A 3,129-nucleotide genomic window follows, 5' to 3' on the forward strand; every position below is an offset into this window, starting at 1 on the left:
GGGACGGTTCACCGTCCCGGGCCGAGGCGAGGCTCAGCTGTCACCCAGCGGGCATTCGATCACCGGAGTGGCGATGTGCAAGCCGCACTTCAAAATATCGCCGCTCAGATCGATGACCTCGGTCACCACTCCGCCGCCGGCTTCCTCGGCGCGCTCGCCGGCTTCCTCGGCGCGTTTGTCGAGATCGTTCTCCGGAGCGCGGCTCTCCGGTTCGTTCTCCGAACCTCCCTGGCCGTCGAGCGGGAACTCACCCGGCGCCGCCAGGGCCACCGGCGCCGACGGCAGCGCCGGGCCGACGGACAGGGCCACGGCCGCGGACACGGCGAAGAACACGGTGCGCACAGATTTGCGCGGGGACATATCGCATCACATCCTCGGGTCGGACTATCGGTCGTACCAAGTAACGCATACGAACAGGTCTGACCTGGGGAATTGCCGCTCGGCACGCGGGAAGCGGGCCGATCCGGCGGCCGCACCGCGCCGGCTCAGGCGGTGACCGGGGCGGTGACCGCGCCGGTGAGCCGGACCAGATCGGCGGGCGCGATCTCGATCTCCAGGCCCCGCCGCCCCGCACTGCACAGCACCCGGTCCCAGCCGAGCGCCGAGTCGTCGATCACCGTGGGGTGGCGTTTGCGCTGCCCCAGCGGCGAGATACCACCCAGGACGTACCCGGTCCCGCGCTCGGCGCGGGTACGGTCGGCCAGCGCCGCCTTGGGTGCCCCCAGCGCCGCCGCCGCGGCCTTCAGCGACAGCGTGCCGGGCACCGGGAGCACCGCGACCGCCAGCGCGCCGGTGGACAACTCCAGCACCAGCGTCTTGAAGATCTGACCCGGTTCGACACCGAGGCGGGCGACCAGCACATCGACCGCCTCGCCGCCGTAGGTACCGGCGCGCGGGTCGTGGTCGTAGCTGTGCACGGTGTGTGCGGCACCGGCGGTGACCAGCGCCCGGATCGCCGGAGTGGCGGCTGCTGCCATGAGCCGGACCCTACCCGGGCGCCACCGTGCCGGTCTGTGAGGTGACTTTCCCATGGTCGGGGAACACTTCGCGGGCACAGTGAGTTGTACGCGGCAGAAACAGCGCATCGGACGGAACAGACGGTTCCGCTGGTGCGGCCCCGCGCACGAGTGAAGGAGTGACGGTGCCCGTTCTCGTCGAATCACGCCCGGTCCACCATGATCCGGCTCCGGCGCGCACGCGGTTCTTCCCGCAGTTCACACTCCCGGTAGATTTGGCAGGTAAGCCGATCGAAGGGACACGTGTGACGAGCGAGGACGACGTGGCGACCGACACCGGCGCCGACGCGCGGCCTGCCGGGCAGCCGGAGACCGACGCCGAACTGGTCCAGCGGTTCGAGCGGGACGCGCTACCCATGCTGGACCAGCTCTACGGTGCCGCCCTGCGGATGACGCGTAACCCCGCCGACGCCGAAGACCTGGTCCAGGAGACCTACGTCAAGGCCTATGCCGGTTTCAAGTCCTTCAAAGAAGGCACCAACCTGCGGGCCTGGCTCTACCGGATCCTCACCAACACCTACATCAACTCGTATCGGAAGAAACAGCGCCAGCCCGCGCAGTACCCCACCGACGAGATCACCGACTGGCAGCTGGCCGCCACCGCCGAGCACAGCTCCACCGGTCTGCGCTCGGCCGAGGTCGAGGCCCTCGACGCCCTGCCCGACGACGACATCAAAGCCGCTCTCGTGCAGCTGCCCGAGGAGTTCCGGATGGCGGTGTACTACGCCGATGTCGAAGGGTTCCCGTACAAGGAGATCGCCGACATCATGGGCACTCCTATCGGTACGGTGATGTCCCGGCTGCATCGCGGCCGGAAACAACTGAAGGGTTTGCTCGCCGATGTGGCGCGCGAACGCGGGTTCGACCGCACCGCGTCCGGTGATGCCGATACCGCCGCGGCGGTGCGCCAGGAGGTCAAGCAGTGAGCACCGAGCACGACCCCGATATGGAGCTCGACTGCACGGCGGTACTGGCCGACGTCTGGCTCATGCTCGACGGCGAATGCGACGACCGCACCCGCGAACGGCTCCAGCACCATATGGACCACTGCGCCCCGTGCATCGAGGCCTACGGCATCGAAGAGAAGATCAAGAGCATGCTGCACCGTAAATGCGGCGGCGAGAAGGCCCCCGATTCGCTGCGCGAACGGCTCACCGTGGAGATCCGGTCGGTCACCTTCCGTACCGGCGATCTCCCGGTAGACCCGAACCGGGCCTGATACCCCCGGACGAACGCCGAACGGCCCGCACTTCCAGGAAGTGCGGGCCGTTCGCGGTCTGTGCCCGGCCTCGGCCGGTCGGCTCAGGCGTTGGGACGCTTGCCGTGATTGGCGGCATTTCCCTTACGGCTGCGCTTCTTGCGGCCACGCTTACCCATCGGTAGCTCCCTCCTGGGGCATATCCCGCGACTGCGGGGAGTGCATGTTGATCCCGGCCATTCTTCCATGTGTGGTTGGCTGTACCGACGGCGGTACAGCGGGCCCGGCCCCGATACCGGAACGAACCTAGCGAACGGGGTGTCCATGGCGGAAGAAGTGCGGGCGGAGATGGTGTCCACGGTGCTCACCGTCGAGGTCGAGGTCGGGGAGCGGGTCGCCGTCGACCAGACCCTGGTCCTGCTGGAATCGATGAAGATGGAGATCCCGGTGATCACCGAGGTCGGCGGCGAAGTCGCCTCCATCGCGGTCACCCCGGGCCAGGTCCTCCAGCAGGGCGACCTCATCGCCGTCGTGCAGTAATTTCGGCGCGCCGGCGCGCGCGGGGTCGAGGCCCCCTCGGTCCCGCCGGTCAGCGCCCGGGACTCGCGCCTTCGGCGCATGCGATGTGCGGTCGGCCATCCGCCGAATGCGGGCCATCGAGCACCTTCGGCCAGGGGCGGGACGGGCCTCGACCCTTCGAACGCCTCGCCGGACTCGGCACCGGGAACATGGACCTTCCTCGGAAGGAAACAGATACGAGGTAGGCAGGGCGGAGTCTCGGCCTCGAACCCGGACATCGAATGCCGACGCAACCACATGTGTCGAGTTTTGCGAGACACCTCGAAGGGTCGAGGCCCGTCTCGCCGTTCGGGCCTCGAAGCGCATGCGCCGGAGGCGCGAGTCTCGAGGCCCGAA

General features: G+C 68.5%; 5 protein-coding genes. 3 read left to right on the top strand and 2 right to left on the bottom strand.

All coding sequences use genetic code 11. The annotated features are described in order from the left end of the window. Positions 1-33: 33 nt before the first annotated feature. Together ABZV91_RS32245 and ABZV91_RS32250 are read right to left on the bottom strand one after the other, a co-directional pair. Positions 34-360: a hypothetical protein gene (locus ABZV91_RS32245; protein ID WP_355249495.1), complete on the bottom strand. Its 327-nt coding sequence runs from the start codon at positions 358-360 to the stop codon at positions 34-36. Between the two features lie 125 nt (positions 361-485). Then, on the bottom strand, positions 486-977 hold the full coding sequence (locus ABZV91_RS32250; RefSeq protein WP_355249496.1) for a YbaK/EbsC family protein: 492 nt from the start codon (positions 975-977) through the stop codon (positions 486-488). Between the two features lie 302 nt (positions 978-1,279). On the opposite strand from ABZV91_RS32250, the gene ABZV91_RS32255 reads away from it, so the two are divergent. From ABZV91_RS32255 to ABZV91_RS32265, 3 genes are all read left to right on the top strand, one after another. Continuing rightward, entirely contained in the window at positions 1,280-1,942 is a 663-nt protein-coding gene (locus ABZV91_RS32255; RefSeq protein WP_355249498.1) for a sigma-70 family RNA polymerase sigma factor, read from the top strand. A 20-nt stretch (positions 1,943-1,962) separates the two neighbouring features. After that, positions 1,963-2,235, top strand: a complete 273-nt coding sequence (rsrA, locus tag ABZV91_RS32260; RefSeq protein WP_355249499.1) for a mycothiol system anti-sigma-R factor — start codon at positions 1,963-1,965, stop codon at positions 2,233-2,235. Positions 2,236-2,532: 297 nt separating this feature from the next. Beyond that, on the top strand, positions 2,533-2,754 hold the full coding sequence (locus tag ABZV91_RS32265; RefSeq protein WP_355249497.1) for a biotin/lipoyl-binding carrier protein: 222 nt from the start codon (positions 2,533-2,535) through the stop codon (positions 2,752-2,754). Positions 2,755-3,129 lie beyond the last annotated feature (375 nt).

Source organism: Nocardia sp. NPDC004568, from assembly GCF_040609955.1.
Taxonomy (GTDB): domain Bacteria; phylum Actinomycetota; class Actinomycetes; order Mycobacteriales; family Mycobacteriaceae; genus Nocardia.